Origin of the sequence: Arthrobacter sp. NPDC058097, from assembly GCF_042884885.1 — a bacterium.
GTDB lineage: Bacteria > Actinomycetota > Actinomycetes > Actinomycetales > Micrococcaceae > Arthrobacter.
The window spans coordinates 221,711-237,952 of record NZ_JBHVSZ010000006.1; the positions used below are offsets into that span (position 1 = coordinate 221,711).

The following is a 16,242-nucleotide window of genomic DNA, read 5'->3' on the forward strand; positions in this document are numbered from 1 at the left end:
TAGCACCGGTTCAGTGGCCGTAGAAGACCTTCTCGAACACCGCGCGGGCCCTCCTGCTGACCCTCAGGTACTCCTCCTCGAAGGCCGTGGCCATTCCCTCCTCAAAGCCGCACCACCGGGCAACCGCCTCCAGGTCGCGCCGCGAGGAGGGCAGCAGGTCGGAAGCTCGGCCCGTCCAGATCACGTTCGCGGAACGGATCCGGCTGGCAAGCCGCCACGCGTCAGCGAGCAGGCGGGCGTCCTCGTCCTCCAGCAGCCCCAGCGTGGACGCCGCGTGCAGGGCCTTGAGGGTGGACGTGGTGCGCAGTTCGGGATGTTTCCCGGCATGCTGGAGCTGCAGCAGCTGCACCAGCCATTCCACGTCGCTCAGGCCGCCGCGTCCCAGCTTGAGGTGTCTGGCGGGATCCGCGCCGCGGGGCAGGCGCTCGGATTCCACCCGCGCTTTGATACGGCGTATCTCCCGGACGTCCGCATCGGAAACCGCCTCCGGGTAGCGGATGGGATCGATCAGCTTCACGAAGTCCGCCGCAAGCGCGTCGTCACCGGCAATCGGCCGGGCACGGAGCAGCGCCTGTGCCTCCCAGATGAGCGACCAGCGGCGGTAGTACTCGCCGTAGGACTCGAGTGACCGCACCATGGCCCCGTTCTTGCCCTCCGGGCGGAGGTCTGCGTCCACGGCAAGAACCCGCTCAGCCATGATCGCCGGCTTCAGCGGCTGCGTCAGCAGGGTGGAAAGATGGCCCACGATCTTCGCGGCCTGCTGCTGGGCTTCATCGTCCGAGGCTCCGGGCAGCGCACGGTGGACGTACAGGACGTCGGCGTCGGACCCGTAGCCGATCTCCAGTCCGCCCTGCCTTCCCATGGCCACCACCAGCACCGAGGTCTTCAGCGGGCCGGTTGCGGAGACAATGTTTTCGGCCACCCGCAGGGCGCCCAGGATGGCGGCGCGGTCCGTCTCGGCCAGGGCGGCCCCCACCTGGTCCTGGCGGAGCAGGCCGGCGCTGTCCGCGATGGCGATCCGCAGGATTTCACGGCGGCGGATGAGCCGGATGAGGCGCATGGCGCTTTCCGGGTCCGCGTGCCGGGACATCTTGGAGGTGATCTCCTGCCACTGCGCCTCAAAGCTGAGCGGCGCGAGTTCCTTGTCCGTCCCCAGCCAGGACACCGATTCCGGCGAGACTTCGAGGAGGTCGGCAATGAGCCGGGAGTTGGACAGCATATGGCACAGCCGCTCGGCCGCCGCCGCCGAATCGCGGAGCATGCCGAGGTACCAGTGCGTGGTGCCAAGGGCCTCGCTGATCCTGCGGAAGGCGAGCAGACCGGCGTCGGGGTCCACGCCCTCGGCCAGCCAGCCGAGGAGGATGGGCAGCAGCTGCCGCTGCAGGGCGGCCCGCCGGCTGACACCGGCCGTCAGGGCCTCGATGTGGCGGAGCGCGCCTTGAGGGTCCCGGTAACCGAGCGCCGCGAGCCGGCCCTGCGCGGCTTCGGGAGTCAGGCGTGCGTCCTCGCTGCTGAGCTTGGCGGCCGTGTTCAGGAGCGGGCGGTAGAAGATCCGGTCATGGAGTTCGCGGACGGAGCGCTTGGTCTTTTGCCACGCGGCCAGGAGGGCGTCGGGGTGCGGCCGGTCCGTGGAGAACGGCCCCAGCACGGCCTTGGCCAGGGTGCGGAGGGGTTCCTCCTTGACCGGCATGAGGTGTGTGCGGCGCAGCTGGAAAAGCTGGATGCGGTGCTCGAGCAGGCGCAGGTAACGGTAGGCATGGTCGAACGCGGCCGCATCCGCCCGGCCGATGTAGCCGCCGGTGGACAGCGCGGCGATGGCCGACGTCGTGTCGCGCCGGCGGAGGGATTCGTCCGATTTGCCGTGCACGAGCTGGAGGAGCTGGACGGTGAATTCGACGTCGCGCAGTCCGCCACGGCCCAGCTTGATCTGGCGCTGTTCTTCGGCGGGCGGGATGTGTTCGGTCACCCGGCGGCGCATGGCCTGCACTGATTCAACGAATCCGTCGCGGTTCGCCGAGGCCCACACGAGCGGCGATACGGCCTCCTCGTAGCGGGCGCCCAGCTCTGCGTCGCCCGCGATGGTCCGCGCTTTCAGGAGGGCCTGGAACTCCCAGCTTTCCGCCCAGCGGGCGTAGTAGCTCTGGTGCGAAGCCAGTGTCCGGACCAGCGGGCCGGACTTTCCTTCCGGGCGGAGGTTGGCGTCAACCTCCCACAAGCCGGGCTCGCGCGCCGGGGAAGAAATGGCCCGCGAGATGCCTGACGCCAGCGCCGTGCCGATGGTGTTGGCCCGGGCGTCGTCCAGTTCGCCCGCCTCCACCACATAGATGACATCGACGTCGGAAATGTAGTTCAGTTCGCGGGCTCCGCACTTGCCCATCCCGATCACTGAAAGTGCGACGTCGGCGACCTCCCCGGCGTCGAACTTCGCGGCCGTCTCGGCACGGGAGACGGCAAGGGCGGCCTCGATGGCCGCCCCGGCCAGGTCCGCGAGTTCCGCGCCGACAGCGGGCATGAAATCCAGCGGGTCAGCGGCGCAAAGGTCCTTGACGGCAAGGTCCACCACGCCCCTCCGGTAGGCGGTGCGGAGCGCTTCGTAAGCTTCGGGGCCCGAGATGCCAGCCACCGGCCGGGCCGCGTTCGGGTCTGCGCGCACAGACCTTAGCAGCTGGGCACGAAGCTCGGCCGGGTCGGCCTGCAGCGGTTCCGGGCTGGCGGTCACGTTGAATGCGTCAAGGTGCTCGGGGTGCCGGATCAGGAATTCGCCCAGTGCCTCGCTTGCGCCCAGGACCCGGTACAGCGGTTCGCTCACCTCGGTGTCCGCCGCCGCCAGCTTCCGCAGGTCAGGGTGCTTCTCGATCAGCCGGACCAGCGACTGCAGCGCGGCATCCGGGTTCGCCGCCATCTGCAGGCCGGCAAACAGGATGTCCTGGTCGATGCCCTCCAGTTCCGGGGCGGCGAGGAACCGTTCGCCTTTCTCGAGGTCGCTGAAGCCGGCGGTAATGAGCCGGCGGGCCAAGCTCACCGCAGCCGCCTAAAGGATGGCGAGGTTGCGCTGCAGCTCATAGGGGGTCACCTGCAGGCGGTAGTCCTGCCACTCCGCCCGCTTGTTGCGCAGGAAGTGTTCGAAGACCTGCTCGCCCAGGATCTGCGGCATCAGTTCCGAGTCCTCCATGGCACGGATGGCATCGTGCAGGCTGGCCGGAAGAGGATCGTGGCCCATGGCGCGGCGCTCCGCGGAGCTCAGCGACCAGATGTCGTCCTCGGCCGCGGCGGGCAGCTCGTAACCTTCCTCGATGCCCTTCAAGCCGGCGCCCAGGAGCACGGCGTAGGCAAGGTACGGATTGGCGGCCGAGTCGATGCCGCGGTATTCGATCCGGGCTGACTGTCCCTTGCCCGGCTTGTACAGCGGGACCCGGACCAGGGCGGAGCGGTTGTTGTGACCCCAGCTCAGGTAGCTGGGGGCCTCTCCCCCGCCCCAGAGGCGCTTATAGGAGTTCACGAACTGGTTGGTGACAGCGGTGAATTCAGGGGCGTGCTTGAGAATGCCGGCGATGAACTGGCGCGCCGTCTTGGACAGCTGGAACTCCGCACCACCCTCAAAGAACGCGTTGGTGTCGCCTTCAAAGAGCGAGAAGTGCGTGTGCATGCCCGAACCCGGATGGGCCGTGAAGGGCTTGGGCATGAAGGTGGCGTACGTGCCCTGCTGCAGCGCCACCTCCTTGATGACGGTGCGGAAGGTCATGATGTTGTCCGCCGTCTGCAGGGCGTCCGCGTAGCGCAGGTCGATTTCGTTCTGGCCCGGGCCGGCCTCGTGGTGGCTGAACTCCACGGAGATGCCCACGGATTCCAGCATGGTCACGGCGGTGCGGCGGAAGTCCTGGGCCACGCCGCCGGGGACGTGGTCAAAGTAGCCGCCCTCGTCCACCGGAACGGGTGAACCGTCGGGGCCGGGCTCCTGCGACTTGAGCAGGTAGAACTCGATCTCAGGGTGCGTGTAGCAGGTAAACCCCATGTCCGCGGCCTTGGCCAGGGTGCGCTTGAGGACGTTGCGGGGATCCGCTGCCGAAGGCTCGCCGTCGGGTGTCAGGATGTCGCAGAACATCCGCGACGTCTGCTCGGTCTCGCCGCGCCAGGGAAGGATCTGGAAGGTGGACGGGTCCGGCTGGGCCAGCATGTCGGACTCGAAGACACGCGCAAGGCCTTCGATGGCCGAGCCGTCGAAGCCGAGGCCCTCGTCGAAGGCGCCTTCGACCTCCGCAGGCGCCAGCGCCACCGACTTGAGCGAGCCCACGACGTCGGTGAACCACAAACGCACAAAACGTACGTCGCGCTCTTCGATCGTGCGCAGGACAAACTCTTGCTGGCGGTCCATGAAGGCCTCTTCTCCGGTCTACGTTCATGCCGCGGTCCGTCCACGACGGAACAGCGACAGCTCACGCATCACTTTACTAAGCATTTAGGCGTAATGCTGGCGCGGCTGCGGCGCGTAACACAGCGTTAACACTCAACCGCAGACCAGGCCAGCCAGTCCGGGCAAACCCGCTATGACGCGAATCACCCGGCATCGCGTGGCGGGCGGTGGCTAGCACGGCAGGTCCCGGACTACGCTCTTGCCATGGCCTCAACCAGCAGTCCCGATCCAAGCACGTCCGCTGAAGTACCTGCACCCTACGGGAACGGCCCCTCGGGAGCTGCGCTGCCGCCGTCGGAATCGGCGCGGAAGCCGGTCTCCCGGATCCGCACGCACCACCTGCAGCAGGCGAAGACCAGCGGCGAACATTTTGCCATGCTCACGGCGTATGACCAGTACACGGCAGAGATCTTCGACCAGGCCGGCACCGAAGTCCTGCTGGTGGGCGACTCCGCGTCCAACAATGTCTTTGGCAACGAAACCAGCATTCCCGTCACCGTCGACGAACTGCTGCCGCTGTGCCGGGCGGTCGCACGCTCCGCGAAGCGCGCCCTGGTGGTGGCGGACCTCCCCTTCGGCAGCTACGAGGTTTCGCCGCAGCAGGCCGTGACCACCGGCGTCCGGTTCCTCAAGGAGGGCCTGGCGCACGCAGTGAAGCTCGAGGGCGGCAAGTTCTACGCCGATACGGTCCGGGCGATGGTCCAGGCCGGCATTCCGGTCATGGGCCACATCGGCTTCACGCCCCAGAGTGAGCACTCCCTGGGCGGCTACCGCGTGCAGGGCAGGGGCGACGACGCCGCCCGGCTCGTCGAGGATGCCGCTGCACTGGCCGACGCCGGCGCGTTCTGCGTGCTCATGGAGATGGTTCCCGCGGAGACGGCAAAGGCCGTGGATGAGGCCATTTCGGTGCCCACCATCGGCATCGGCGCAGGCAATGCCACCACGGGGCAGGTCCTGGTCTGGCAGGACATGGCAGGTCTCCGGGGCGGCAGGATGGCCAAGTTCGTCAAGCAGTACGCCGACCTGCGGACCGTCCTGAGCGACGCGGCCAAGGCCTATGGCGACGACGTCCGGTCGGGGCAGTTCCCCGGACCGGAGCATTCGTTCTAGTCAGCTGCTAGTCGTCGTCGCCCTTTTCCCAGGATTCATTGCGTGCCTTGACCTTCTCGAGGGCATGTTCAGCCTCTTCCCGGGTCTTATAGGGACCGATCAGCTGGGTCCAGTCCGACATTGCGTCTTCCTCCACCATGTGGGTCTTGACGTTGTACCAGTACTCGGGCATCGGTCTTCCTCGCTTTCCGGTTGTGGGCACACTGCCGCGTGATCCACGTAACGTAACCCGCAACGGTAGCCGCGGCGCGCATTAATTTACATGGCGTTCTGTGCTGCCTTATATGATCAATCTATGCCTTCCTTAGCCTCGACCGCACCCACCGGCACGCTTACACCGGGAACCGTCAGCCCGCAGCGGCCGGTTCCCGCGTCGATCCCGCGGCCGGAGTATGTCGGCAAGCCAGGCCCGGCCAAATTCACCGGGTCCGAGGTCAAGTCACCGGAAACGATCGAGAAGATCCGGGTGGCCAGCAGGATCGCCGCGCAGGCCATCGTGGAGGTGGGCAAGCACATCCGGCCCGGCATCACCACCGACGAACTGGACCGCATTGGCCACGAGTTCCTGCTGGACCACAACGCCTACCCATCCACGCTGGGCTACCGAGGCTTCCCAAAGTCGCTGTGCTCGTCGCTGAATGAGGTCATCTGCCACGGCATTCCGGACAGCACCGTGGTGCAGGACGGCGACATCCTCAACATCGACATCACAGCCTTCATCGGCGGGGTCCACGGCGACACCAATTACACCTTCCTGGTGGGCGACGTTGACGAGGAGTCGCGGCTGCTGGTTGAACGGACCAGGGAGTCCCTCAACCGCGCCATCAAGGCCGTTGCCCCCGGACGCCAGATCAACGTGATCGGCCGGGCCATCGAGTCCTACGCCAGGCGCTTCGGCTACGGCGTGGTCCGCGACTTCACCGGACATGGTGTTGGCGAGGCTTTCCACACCGGGCTGATCATCCCGCATTACGACGCCGCCCCGGCCTACAACACCGTGATCGAGCCCGGCATGGTGTTCACCATCGAGCCCATGCTGACCCTCGGCACCATCGAATGGGACATGTGGGCCGACGACTGGACAGTGGTCACCAGGGACCACAAGCGCACCGCGCAGTTCGAACACACGCTCCTCGTCACCGAATCCGGCGCCGAGGTCCTCACTCTTCCCTGACGCCAGGCAACCCGCCCGCGTCATCCGGCAAGTCATCCTTGCCCAGCCCGAGCCCCTACCCTGCCACGAACGGAATCCCATTGGCCAAGAAGGACGAAAAGACCCACAAGAACGCCCCGCTGATCGGCATCGACATCGGCGGAACCGGAATCAAGGGCGGCATCGTCGACCTGAAGAAGGGCAAGCTGATCGGCGATCGCTTCCGCCTGGCAACACCGCAGCCGGCCACGCCGGCAGCAGTGGTCGAGGTGGTGGCCCAGGTCGTCAAGGAACTCAACGCGCGACCCGACGCACCCGAGGCTGACAGCCCCATCGGCGTGACGTTCCCCGGCATCATCCAGCACGGCGTGGTCCACTCTGCTGCCAATGTGGACAAGAGCTGGCTCAACACGGACATCGATGCGCTGCTCACGGCCCGCCTGGGCCGCCCCGTGGAAGTCATTAACGACGCCGACGCGGCCGGGCTTGCCGAAGCGCGCTACGGCGCCGGTGCCGGCATCGACGGCACAGTCCTGGTCATCACGCTCGGCACCGGCATCGGCTCCGCGTTCATCTTCAACGGCCGGCTGGTTCCCAACGCCGAACTCGGCCACCTGGAGATCGACGGGTTCGACGCCGAAAGCAAGGCGTCCGCCGTGGCCCGCGAACGTGACGGCCTCAGCTGGGAGGAATACAGCGTCCTGCTGCAGCGCTACTTCTCGCACGTCGAGTTCCTGTTTTCCCCCGAGCTCTTCATCGTGGGCGGCGGCATCTCCAAGCGCGCGGACGAGTACCTGCCGCGCATGAAGCTGCGCACGCCGATCGTTCCGGCCGAGCTGAAGAACGAGGCAGGCATTGTGGGCGCTGCCCTCGAGATCGCCGTCAAGCACGAGCTGGCCAAGTAATCCCCCGCGGGCCGCGTTATGCGCGGCCCGCAGAAAGCGCGGAAGGCGGCAGACGAGGTCTGCCGCCTTCCGCGTTTTTGGTTGTACTGGAGCCGGTGGCGGCTGCGGCTTCCCCTCCGCTGCCGCCACCGGAGACTTTAGAGCGTGCTCTTCGCCGTATTCTTTTCTGCTGTGTTCTTGTCCACGGCGTTCTTTTCTGCAGCGTTCTTTTCTGCGCTGTTCTTTTCTGCGGTGTTCTTTGCCTGCGGGCTCGTGCCTTCGGGACCCGTGTCTTCAGCGGACTCGTGCCGGAGCAGCTCAATGGCAGATTCGAAATCCTCGAGTGATTCAAACGCCTGATAGACGCTGGCGAAACGGAGGTACGCCACTTTATCCAGCTTCTGCAGCGGCCCCAGGATGATCAGGCCAACCTCGTGGGCGTCGATTTCCGCGGCGCCTGAGGCCCGGATGTTCTCCTCGACTTCCTGCGCCAGCATGGCGAGGTCGTCCTCGCTGACGGGCCGGCCCTGGCAGGCCTTGCGGACACCGTTGATGACCTTGCTGCGGCTGAAGGGCTCGCCCACCCCCGACCGCTTGATCACGGACAGGCTGGTGGTTTCCACGGTGGTGAAGCGGCGCCCGCACTCGGGGCACTGCCGCCGGCGGCGGATGGCGGAACCGTCGTCGGCCATCCGGCTGTCCACCACGCGTGAATCAGGGTTGCGGCAAAACGGACAATACACGTTTTTCCTGCCCTTCAGTCGCTGCCCTCGTCAAAGCCCTGTCCGAAGCTTCGATCGACACTAGTTTACGGCCAGATATAGCTGAATAACAAGCCTGTAATTACTACATGTAGTGGCGGACGACTACATGTAGTGGTCAGCGGCCTGCCTGGAACCGGACGGTGACCGCGTCGCCGTGTGCCGGCAGGTCCTCCGCGCCGGACAGGCTGACGATGTGGCCGCTGACCTGTCCCAGCGCCGCCTCGGAGTAGTTGATCACCTGAATGGCGCGCAGGAAGGTGGTCACGTTCAGCCCGGACGAGAAGGCCGCCGTGCCGCTTGTGGGAAGCACGTGGTTGGAACCGGCGCAGTAGTCACCGAGGCTCACCGGGCTGTAGTCACCGACGAAAATGGCGCCGGCGTTCCGGATCCGCGCCGCCACAGCGGGCGCGTCCGCGGTCATAATCTCCAGGTGTTCGGCCGCGTAGGCGTCACACGCCGCGATCCCCTGGTCGAGGTCATCCACGAGCACCACGCCGGACTGCGGGCCGGAGAGCGCCTCGCGGACACGCTGGCTGTGCTTGGTGGAGGCAGCCTGCAGTTCCAGCTCCTCCCGGACCTCGGCGGCCAGTTCGGGGGAATCGGTGATCAGGACGGAGGCGGCCTTCGGGTCGTGCTCGGCCTGGCTGATGAGGTCGGCGGCAACGAAGGCAGGGCGCGCCGTGGCGTCGGCGAGGATGGCGATTTCCGTGGTGCCGGCCTCGGAGTCGATCCCCACGACGCCCTTAACCAGGCGCTTGGCCGTGGCGACAAAGATGTTACCCGGTCCGGTCACGACGTCGACGGGCTCCAGCCCGGGGGTCCCCGATTCGCCCGGCACGCCGTAGGCGAAGGCGGCGATGGCCTGGGCTCCGCCGATGGCGTAGACCTCGTCGATTCCCAGCAGTGCCGCAGCGGCCAGGATGGTGGGGTGCGGCAGGCCGCCAAAGTCCTTCTGCGGCGGCGAGGCGAGTGCGATCGATTCCACGCCTGCGGCCAGTGCCGGGACCACGTTCATGATCACGGAGGACGGGTAGACCGCCAGGCCGCCGGGGACATACAGGCCCACGCGTGCCACGGGCACCCATTTCTGGCTGACCACCGCGCCGTCGCCCAGGGAGATATCGACGTCGGCCGGGCGCTGCCCGTCCGCAAACCGGCGCGCGCGGCTGATGGACTCTTCGAGCGCCGAACGCACGGCAGGGTCCAGTCCGTCCAGCGCTGACTGGAGCGCCTCGGCCGGAACCCGCGGATGGGCCTGCTCCACGCCGTCGAAGGTTCTGGCGAAGTCTGCGAGGGCGTCGAAGCCGCGCTGGCGGACGGCCGTGATGATGTCGGTGACCTTCTGCTCGGCGTCTGCCACCGTCTGCTGCCGCGCCCGCGGCACGGCCTGGCGAAGTTCGGCCAGGCTGAGGCTTCGGCCGCGCAGGTCAACTGTGCGGAAGTCGACGGCGGGAGTGTTCGGGCGTGCCTGGCTGTTTGCGTCTGTGGGGCTGTCCGGAGTAGTGGTCACCCGTACATTTTACGCGCCGCCGTCCTGCTCCTGGTCCACGGAAGCGCGCAGGAGGCCGATGATGCGCAGGACGAAGAAACCTGCAGCGGCGGCCGCGGGCCACAGGACGAGGACGGTCAGGGACCGCAGCGAGAAGGCGACGCTTCCGTTCGCCGACGTGTCCTGCGGCCCTCCCAGCAGGCGCCCCGCCAGCACCCCGGTCTGCCACGCCAGGACGGCCGCCGCTGCGCTTGCGGCGACGGACAACAGCAGCAGCCGCCTCGTCCCGCCGTCACGACGGCCTGACAACAGCACGGCCACCAGACAGCCCGCAAAGACAAAGAGTCCCGCCAGCACCAGGTCCCGGGGCAACCACCCCTCGCTGTTGGTTCCGGGGGACAGGGCAGAGTTCCCGGAAATCAGGTTTTGCCCGCCCGGGGCCAGGAGCCACCAGAGGAGCCCGGCCGGGATGCCGGCGCCGATAATCCCGGCCGCCCACACCCAACCATGGCCTGCCCCTCCCTTGCCGGCCCAACCCTTACCGGGCCGCCGCCGGGAACCATGGGCCTCGGCGGAGGAGCGGGCTGGAGGGAAAGGTACAGGCTGGGTCATGAGGAAACGTTAACAAATGTGGCAGCCAAATGTTGGCCGGTATTCCGCGCCACGTGCCTGCCCGCCGGGGGAATGCTCCATCCGGCTGGAAGCCCCATAGTCTTGTACTAGACACTCACTTGGCACGGATGCAGTAGGGAGATCGATTCCAGTGACCTCAGATGATGGTGCTTTCGAGGGCACGTTCAAAGAGATGTTCCGCCGGCATGCAGCGGGCGTCGCAATCATCACCGTGAACTATGACGGGGTCCCCTACGGGTTCACGGCAACCTCCGTTGCCTCGCTGTCCGCCAAACCGCCGCGCTTTACCTTCAACATGGCGCGCAGTTCCAGCTCGTGGCCGGCGGTGGCCAACACCGCGTACATCGGCGTGCACATGCTGGGACTCGAGAACCAGGAGCTGGCCGACCGGTTCGCCCGCACCAAGGAACGTTTCGCCGGCGACCACTGGGCCCACGGACCCTATGACGTGCCGGTGCTCAAGGACGTTTCCGGCTGGCTGATCGGCAAGATCCAGATGCGCCTGTCGTTCGAAAACAACGCCGTCGTGGTGGTCGAAGTGGTGGAAGGGCAGGTCGGCGAGGACGGCTCGCCGCTGCTGTACCACTCCGGCACCTACGGACAGCCCGTTCCGCTGGACTACGAAATCTGAACGCCCGGGAAACCTGGGCGTCGCCACCAACGGACGCCTAGGCGTCCAGGCAGGCCGGGCCCAGCAGGACCTTCAGGTCCCCGAACAGCGACGGGTTCGGGTTCACCCGCAGGTGCACGGGAAGCGCCATGACCTCGATGCGGCTGTCGCCCTGCAGGTTCACCCGGACTTCGGAGTTGCCCCGGTGGTTCCGCAGTACGTCCCCGAGTTCCGTGACCACGGCCTCGGTGGCCTTGTGCGTGGGCATGGTGATGACCAGCGGTCCGTTGGTGCCCTGGCTGAGGTCCGGGACGGAGAGCTCCATGCAGTTCAGGGTCACGGCACCGTCGTCGCGCCGCTGCAGCCGCCCCTTGACCACCACGATCAGGTCCTCGGCGAGAACCGAGGCGATGGGTCCGTAGACCTGGCCGAAGAACATGACCTCCATGGAGCCGCCGAGGTCCTCGATCTCCGCCCGGGCATAGGCGTTGCCGCTGGCCTTCGCGATCCGGCGGCTCAGCGAGGTGATCATGCCCGCGATGGTGACGATGGCGCCGTCGTGCGGCCCGTCCTCAGCGATGATTGAGGTGATGGACTGGTCGGCGTGCTGGCTCAGGACGCCTTCGAGGCCCTGCAGCGGGTGGTCAGAAACGTACAGGCCCAGCATGTCGCGCTCGAAGGCGAGCTTGTCCTTCTTCTCCCATTCCGGCAGGTCGGGGATCTCGATGCTGAGCGAGGACTCGGACTCGGCCTCGTCGAAGCCGGCAAAGAGATCGAACTGGCCGATGGCCTCGTTGCGCTTGAGGGTGATCACGGAGTCGATGGCCTCTTCGTGGATCATGGCCAAGGCGCGGCGGTGGTGCCCCAGCGAGTCGAAGGCTCCGGCCTTGATCAGGGATTCGACGGTGCGCTTGTTGCACACCACGGCCGGCACCTTCATGAGGTAGTCCTTGAAGGAACTGTAGGCGCCCTCTTTTTCGCGGGCGGCCACCATGGCTTCGACGACGTTGACGCCGACGTTCCGGATGGCGCCCATGCCGAAGCGGATGTCCTCCCCCACCGGGGTGAAGTTCAGGGCTGATTCGTTGACGTCCGGCGGCAGCACCGTGATGCCCATGCGCCGGCACTCGTTGAGGTAGATCGCGGACTTGTCCTTGTCGTCGCCAACCGAGGTCAGCAGCGCGGCCATGTACTCCGGCGCGTAGTGCGCCTTAAGGTAGGCCGTCCAGTACGAGATCACGCCGTACGCTGCCGAGTGCGCCTTGTTGAAGGCGTAGTCGGAGAAGGGCAGCAGGATGTCCCATAGGGTCTTGACGGCCTCCATGGAGTAGCCGTTGTCCTGCATGCCCTGCGAGAAGCCGGCAAACTGCTTGTCCAGCTCGGACTTCTTCTTCTTACCCATGGCGCGGCGGAGAATGTCTGCCTGGCCCAGGGAGTAGCCGGCGAGCTTCTGCGCAACCGCCATAACCTGTTCCTGGTACACGATCAGGCCGAACGTCCCACCGAGAATCTCCTTGAGCGGTTCCTCGAGTTCCGGGTGGATCGGGATGACGTCCTGGATCTTGTTCTTGCGCAGCGCGTAGTCGGTGTGCGCGTTGGCGCCCATCGGACCCGGACGGTAGAGCGCCAGCACGGCGGAAATGTCTTCGAAGTTGTCAGGCTTCATGAGCTTGAGCAGGGACCGCATGGGGCCGCCGTCGAGCTGGAAAACGCCCAGCGTGTCACCGCGGGCCAGCAGCTCATAGGACGCGGCGTCGTCCAGCTCCAGCGTTTCGAGGTCGAGGTCGATGCCGCGGTTCATCCTGATGTTTTCCAGGGCATCGGAAATGATCGTCAGGTTTCGCAACCCGAGGAAGTCCATCTTGATCAGGCCGAGGCCCTCGGACGTCGGGTAGTCGAACTGGGTGATGACCTGGCCGTCCTGGAAGCGGCGCATGATCGGAATGACGTCGATGATGGGGTCCGAGGACATGATCACGCCGGCCGCGTGCACGCCCCATTGGCGTTTCAGGCCCTCAATGCCCAGCGCGGTCTCGAAAACCTTGGCGGCCTCGGGGTCCGTGCTGATCAGCTGCCGGAAATCCCCCGCCTCGCTGTAGCGCTTGGCGTCCTTGTTCTGGATGTCGGCAAGCGGAATATCCTTGGCCATCACGGCGGGCGGGAGTGCCTTGGTCAGCTGTTCACCCATGCTGAACGGGTAGCCGAGCACGCGGGAGGAGTCCTTAAGCGCCTGCTTGGTCTTGATGGTGCCGTAGGTGACGATCATGGCCACGCGCTCGTCGCCGTACTTCCGGGTCACGTAGTCGATGACCTCGGAACGGCGCCGGTCATCGAAGTCGACGTCGAAGTCGGGCATGGAGACACGGTCAGGGTTCAGGAACCGCTCGAAGATCAGGCCGTGCCGCAGCGGGTCAAGGTCGGTGATGCGCATGGCGTAGGCCACCATGGAGCCTGCACCGGAGCCACGGCCCGGACCCACCCGGATGCCGTTGTTTTTGGCCCAGTTGATGAAGTCGGCCACCACCAGGAAGTAGCCGGGGAACCCCATCGAGGTGATGACGCCGAGCTCGTAGTCGGCCTGCTTGCGGACCTCGTCCGGGATGCCGGCGGGATAGCGGTACTGGAGTCCCTTGTCGACTTCCTTGACCAGCCAGGACGTTTCGTCCTCGCCCTCGGGGCAGGGGAACCGGGGCATGTAGTTGGCGCCGGTGTTGAAGGACACCTCGCACCGCTCGGCGATCAGCAGCGTGTTGTCGCAGGCGTCCGGGTGGTCGCGGAAGAGCTCGCGCATTTCCCGCGGCGACTTCAGGTAGTAGCCGCTGCCGGAGAACGCGAAGCGGGAGCCGCCGTTGTCGTAGGTGGGTTCGAGGAGCGTAGAGCCGGACTGGATGGCCAGCAGGGCCTCGTGCGCCTTGGCGTCGTGCTCGTGCGTGTAGTGCAGGTCGTTGGTGGCAACGAGCGGGAGGTTCAGTTCCTTGGCCAGCCGCAGGAGGTCGCCGGTGACGCGGCGTTCAATGTCCAGCCCATGGTCCATGAGTTCGCAGAAGTAGTTCTCCGCGCCGAAGATGTCCCGGAACTCCGCGGCGGCTTCCAGTGCTTCGCGGTACTGGCCAAGCCGGAGCCGGGTCTGGACCTCGCCGGAAGGGCAGCCTGTGGTGGCGATGAGCCCTTCGGAATAGGTGTTCAGCAGTTCGCGGTCCAGCCGGGGCCACTTGCCGAAGACCGAGTCCAGCGATGCGATCGAGGAGGCACGGAACAGGTTGCGCATGCCCACGTTGTTGTAGCTCAGCAGGGTCATGTGGGTGTAGGAGCCACCGCCGGAGACGTCGTCCTTGCGCTGGCTCTCCTCGCCCCAGCGGACGCGGCTCTTGTCGCCGCGCGCGGTCCCGGGCGTCACATAGGCTTCGACGCCGATGATGGGCTTGATGCCTTTGTCGGTGGCCTTTCGCCAGAAGTCGAAAGCACCGAAGAGGTAGCCGTGGTCGGTGGTGGCCAGGGCGGGCATCCCCAGCCGCTCGGTTTCGTCGAACAGCTCGCCGAGCCGGGCGGCGCCGTCCAGCATCGAGTACTCGGTGTGGGTGTGGAGATGTACGAACGAGTCATTGCTGGAAGTCACCGGACCATTCTAGTGCCGGCCCCCTGACAATTAATGTCGGCGTGCCGCAGGCTCAGGCCTTGCCCGTACCCAGGACCTCCAGGGCGTAGGCGAGGTCCTCGGGGTAGTCGCTGGTCACCGTGACGCGTTCTCCTGTGCGCGGGTGGTCAAAGCCCAGTTCACGCGCGTGCAGCCACTGCCGGGTGAGCCCGAGGGTGGCGGCCAGCCGCGGGTCGGCCCCGTAGGTGAGGTCGCCGGCACACGGATGGCGGAGCGCTGCAAAGTGGACCCGGATCTGGTGGGTCCTGCCCGTCTCCAGGTGTACCTCCACCAGGGTGGCTTTGCCGAAGGCTTCAAGGACCTCGTAGTGCGTCACCGACGGCCGGCCGTCTTCGATGACGGCGAAGCGCCAGTCGTGGCCGGGGTGGCGGCCGATCGGGGCGTCGATGGTGCCTTGCAGGGGATCCGGCAGGCCCTGGACCACGGCGTGGTAGACCTTGTCCACGGTGCGTTCCTTGAAGGCCCGTTTGAGGGCCGTGTAGGCGGGTTCTGTCTTGGCCACCACCATGACCCCGGAGGTCCCGACGTCGAGCCGGTGTACGATGCCGGCACGTTCCGTGGCGCCGGAGGTGGAGATGCGGTAGCCGGCACCGGCGAGGCCGCCGACGACGGTGGGCCCTACCCAGCCCGGAGACGGGTGAGCCGCGACGCCCACCGGTTTGTCGACCACCACAAAGTCGTCGTCATCCAGCAGGATCTTCAGGCCTTCCACAACTTCCTCCACGACTTCAAGGGGATCCCGGCGCTCAGGCACGGTCACGTGCAGCACGGTGCCGGACGCGAGCTTGGCGGATTTGCCCACCGGCTTTCCGGCGCTGACTACGTTGCCTTCGGCGATCAGCGTTGCGGCGGACGAACGGGACATGCCCATCAGCTTGGCCAGGCCGGCGTCGACGCGGGTCCCGTCCAGCTCCTCGGGCACCACAACCCGCTCAGACATCGTCGCCGCCCTCCCGCTTTTCCACGCTGTGGTGTGATCCGTCGAGGGCGATCCCGCGCAGGGTCAGCAGGCAGATGATCACCACGGATGAAACGACGGCGGAGTCGGCGATGTTGAAGATCGCAAAGTTGGGCAGCTGGATGAAGTCCACAACGTGTCCCATTCCAAAGGACGGTTCCCGGAACAGCCGGTCCGTCAGGTTCCCCAGCGCGCCGCCGAACAGCAGCCCCAGTGCCAGAGCCCACCACGCGGATCCGAGCTTGCGCAGCTGGAACAGGATGGCGGCGGCCACCCCCACCATGATGATCGTGAACACCCACGTCACGTTCTCGCCGATGGAGAAGGCAGCGCCGGAGTTCCGGATGTAGTACCAGTGGAGCAGCGGCGGCAGCACGGGAATCCGTTCACCCTCCACCATGGTGCTGGTGACCCACAGCTTGGTGAGCTGGTCGAAGACGTAGGCGAAAACTGCCAGCCCGGCGAACAGGGACAGCAGGACGGCGCGCCGTGGCCGCGGTGATGATGAAGCTGGATGCGCTGCGTCAGCGGCAAGGTCGTCAGTCATGGTGCTTTCATTCGGGAACCGTCGTTAA

At 66.4% G+C, this 16,242-nt stretch carries 13 protein-coding genes; 4 read left to right on the top strand and 9 right to left on the bottom strand.

The window, feature by feature from the left end; all coding sequences use genetic code 11:
- Positions 1-10 precede the first annotated feature (10 nt).
- Together ACFVTE_RS12580 and glnA are read right to left on the bottom strand one after the other, a co-directional pair.
- Entirely contained in the window at positions 11-3,022 is a 3,012-nt protein-coding gene (locus ACFVTE_RS12580; protein ID WP_387100827.1) for a bifunctional [glutamine synthetase] adenylyltransferase/[glutamine synthetase]-adenylyl-L-tyrosine phosphorylase, read from the bottom strand.
- 9 nt (positions 3,023-3,031) lie between these two features.
- Positions 3,032-4,372: a type I glutamate--ammonia ligase gene (glnA, locus tag ACFVTE_RS12585; protein WP_387100828.1), complete on the bottom strand. Its 1,341-nt coding sequence runs from the start codon at positions 4,370-4,372 to the stop codon at positions 3,032-3,034.
- 243 nt (positions 4,373-4,615) lie between these two features.
- Between glnA and panB the strand changes: the two genes are divergently transcribed.
- Positions 4,616-5,521, top strand: a complete 906-nt coding sequence (gene panB, locus ACFVTE_RS12590) for a 3-methyl-2-oxobutanoate hydroxymethyltransferase (protein WP_387100830.1) — start codon at positions 4,616-4,618, stop codon at positions 5,519-5,521.
- Between the two features lie 7 nt (positions 5,522-5,528).
- On the opposite strand, the gene ACFVTE_RS12595 is transcribed toward panB, so the two are convergent.
- On the bottom strand, positions 5,529-5,693 hold the full coding sequence (locus ACFVTE_RS12595) for an SPOR domain-containing protein (protein ID WP_190603389.1): 165 nt from the start codon (positions 5,691-5,693) through the stop codon (positions 5,529-5,531).
- A 123-nt stretch (positions 5,694-5,816) separates the two neighbouring features.
- On the opposite strand from ACFVTE_RS12595, the gene map reads away from it, so the two are divergent.
- Both map and ppgK read left to right on the top strand, forming a co-directional pair.
- Positions 5,817-6,695 carry a type I methionyl aminopeptidase gene (gene map, locus ACFVTE_RS12600; protein WP_387100833.1) on the top strand — a complete coding sequence of 293 codons (879 nt, stop codon included), beginning with the start codon at positions 5,817-5,819 and terminating at the stop codon, positions 6,693-6,695.
- Positions 6,696-6,775: 80 nt separating this feature from the next.
- Positions 6,776-7,579 carry a polyphosphate--glucose phosphotransferase gene (ppgK, locus tag ACFVTE_RS12605; protein ID WP_387100835.1) on the top strand — a complete coding sequence of 268 codons (804 nt, stop codon included), beginning with the start codon at positions 6,776-6,778 and terminating at the stop codon, positions 7,577-7,579.
- 137 nt (positions 7,580-7,716) lie between these two features.
- Here the strand turns inward: ppgK and nrdR are convergent, their stop codons facing one another.
- The 3 genes from nrdR to ACFVTE_RS12620 all read right to left on the bottom strand — a co-directional run bounded on the left by nrdR (position 7,717) and on the right by ACFVTE_RS12620 (position 10,423).
- On the bottom strand, positions 7,717-8,301 hold the full coding sequence (nrdR, locus tag ACFVTE_RS12610) for a transcriptional regulator NrdR (protein WP_387100837.1): 585 nt from the start codon (positions 8,299-8,301) through the stop codon (positions 7,717-7,719).
- A gap of 136 nt (positions 8,302-8,437) precedes the next feature.
- On the bottom strand, positions 8,438-9,832 hold the full coding sequence (gene hisD / locus ACFVTE_RS12615) for a histidinol dehydrogenase (RefSeq protein ID WP_387100839.1): 1,395 nt from the start codon (positions 9,830-9,832) through the stop codon (positions 8,438-8,440).
- Positions 9,833-9,841: 9 nt separating this feature from the next.
- Complete coding sequence (locus ACFVTE_RS12620; RefSeq protein ID WP_387100840.1) at positions 9,842-10,423, bottom strand: hypothetical protein; 582 nt, start codon at positions 10,421-10,423, stop codon at positions 9,842-9,844.
- Positions 10,424-10,616: 193 nt separating this feature from the next.
- Here ACFVTE_RS12620 and ACFVTE_RS12625 point away from each other — a divergent pair, with 193 nt between their 5' ends.
- Positions 10,617-11,075: a flavin reductase family protein gene (locus ACFVTE_RS12625; RefSeq protein WP_306926770.1), complete on the top strand. Its 459-nt coding sequence runs from the start codon at positions 10,617-10,619 to the stop codon at positions 11,073-11,075.
- Between the two features lie 37 nt (positions 11,076-11,112).
- On the opposite strand, the gene dnaE is transcribed toward ACFVTE_RS12625, so the two are convergent.
- The 3 genes from dnaE to lspA are packed head-to-tail and all read right to left on the bottom strand — an operon-like array spanning position 11,113 to position 16,214.
- Positions 11,113-14,670: a DNA polymerase III subunit alpha gene (gene dnaE / locus ACFVTE_RS12630; RefSeq protein WP_387100842.1), complete on the bottom strand. Its 3,558-nt coding sequence runs from the start codon at positions 14,668-14,670 to the stop codon at positions 11,113-11,115.
- A 52-nt stretch (positions 14,671-14,722) separates the two neighbouring features.
- Positions 14,723-15,649, bottom strand: coding sequence for an RluA family pseudouridine synthase (locus tag ACFVTE_RS12635; protein ID WP_387100844.1), 927 nt, complete (start codon positions 15,647-15,649; stop codon positions 14,723-14,725).
- Complete coding sequence (gene lspA / locus ACFVTE_RS12640) at positions 15,642-16,214, bottom strand: signal peptidase II (protein ID WP_387100846.1); 573 nt, start codon at positions 16,212-16,214, stop codon at positions 15,642-15,644. Before lspA ends, ACFVTE_RS12635 begins: the two co-directional genes overlap by 8 nt.
- Positions 16,215-16,242 lie beyond the last annotated feature (28 nt).

Excerpts from the sequence above, each read along its gene's own strand:
- ACFVTE_RS12595 (WP_190603389.1), bottom strand. The coding sequence starts at position 5,693 with ATGCCCGAGTACTGGTACAACGTCAAGACCCACATGGTGGAGGAAGAC.
- map (WP_387100833.1), top strand. The coding sequence starts at position 5,817 with ATGCCTTCCTTAGCCTCGACCGCACCCACCGGCACGCTTACACCGGGA.
- ACFVTE_RS12625 (WP_306926770.1), top strand. The coding sequence starts at position 10,617 with ATGTTCCGCCGGCATGCAGCGGGCGTCGCAATCATCACCGTGAACTAT.
- panB (WP_387100830.1), top strand. The coding sequence starts at position 4,616 with ATGGCCTCAACCAGCAGTCCCGATCCAAGCACGTCCGCTGAAGTACCT.
- ACFVTE_RS12635 (WP_387100844.1), bottom strand. The coding sequence starts at position 15,649 with ATGTCTGAGCGGGTTGTGGTGCCCGAGGAGCTGGACGGGACCCGCGTC.
- glnA (WP_387100828.1), bottom strand. The coding sequence starts at position 4,372 with ATGGACCGCCAGCAAGAGTTTGTCCTGCGCACGATCGAAGAGCGCGAC.
- lspA (WP_387100846.1), bottom strand. The coding sequence starts at position 16,214 with ATGACTGACGACCTTGCCGCTGACGCAGCGCATCCAGCTTCATCATCA.
- ACFVTE_RS12620 (WP_387100840.1), bottom strand. The coding sequence starts at position 10,423 with ATGACCCAGCCTGTACCTTTCCCTCCAGCCCGCTCCTCCGCCGAGGCC.